Raw genomic sequence first — 1,126 nt, 5'->3', positions numbered from 1 at the left:
CCCGAGGCGCCAACGCCGACGCCGACCCCGCCCCCGGTCGCCGACGCCCAGGCCTGCGCGGCCCAGGGCGGGACGATCCAGCCGGTGTGCCGCCGCCAGGTCCCGGCCTGCGTCATCGCCTACAAGGACGCGGGCAAGGCCTGCCGCGATGACGCCGACTGCCAGGGCCGCTGCCTGTACGAGGGCGATCCCCCCGCCGACCGCGAGGCCGCTGTCACCGGCCAGTGCCAGGCCAACTCCAACCCCTGCGGCTGCTTCGCCGAGGTGGAGGCCGGCCGTTACACCCGCGGCGTCTGCGTGGACTGAGGGTCCGTCCTGACCTGTTTGTCCCCAGAGCGCCCCAAGACGTCCTTCTCCCCTTGTGGGAGAAGGTGGCCCTGCGGAGCAGGGTCGGATGAGGGGTCTCTCAAACCTCTCCGACAGAGCATTTTGGGACACTAGGAAAGGGCGGCGCGACCCCTCATCCGTCAGCTTCGCTGACACCTTCTCCCACAAGGGGAGAAGGAAACCGATGCTGCCGGACCTCGCCAAGCCGAGTGGAGCTCAGCCCCTAGGCGGCTGGGACGGCCACCGGCCTGACTCGTGGCAGGCCACTGCCCGTGAGACGCCTCAGGGCGTCTGCACGACCTCGACCTTGACGATATGCCACTTGCGCTGCTCGGCGGTGGAGCCAGGCACGTCATTGACCCGTTTAAGGGTCGCCTTGCCCAGCAGGTTGTACTGCGGCCCGGTCTTGTAGCGGCCGTACACCTGCACCGGGATCTCGATATAGAGCGACCCGGCCGCCCCTTCGATCTCGCCAGGCTTGCCTACATTGGCCTGGATGGACTGGTACGCATCGAAGCTGGCTTTGAAGGCCTCCAGCGTCATGTTGCTGGCCTCGCCCGCCCCGCCCCACAGCTTATAGGCCTCGTCGAACCGACCCTCATGCAGCAGGGCGAAATAGGTCTCGGTCACCGTGCCAGCGCCCTGGGCGCTTTGCGGCGTGAAGGGGCTCTCGTCCAGCGGGGTGCGATCATCGGGCAAGCCGCCGGGCTCGCCGGGGTTGGGCGGGGTGAGCGGGCCGTTGGGGTCCTCAGCCGGCGTCGCCGGCGCGGGCGGCACGGCGGGTGCGGTGGGCCGCGAG

General features: G+C 69.6%; 2 protein-coding genes. One reads left to right on the top strand and one right to left on the bottom strand.

What is annotated here, in order from left to right:
* Positions 1 to 306: hypothetical protein (locus ACFQ27_RS20815; RefSeq protein ID WP_377354927.1), on the top strand; the 306-nt coding region annotated here is incomplete at its 5' end.
* 303 nt (positions 307 to 609) lie between these two features.
* On the opposite strand, the gene ACFQ27_RS20810 is transcribed toward ACFQ27_RS20815, so the two are convergent.
* Positions 610 to 1,126: hypothetical protein (locus ACFQ27_RS20810; RefSeq protein ID WP_377354925.1), on the bottom strand; the 517-nt coding region annotated here is incomplete at its 5' end.

Source organism: Phenylobacterium conjunctum, from assembly GCF_042679085.1.
GTDB lineage: Bacteria > Pseudomonadota > Alphaproteobacteria > Caulobacterales > Caulobacteraceae > Phenylobacterium > Phenylobacterium conjunctum.
The sequence above is the reverse complement of the archived record's forward strand: the minus strand, read 5'-3'. Positions and strand labels throughout refer to the sequence as shown.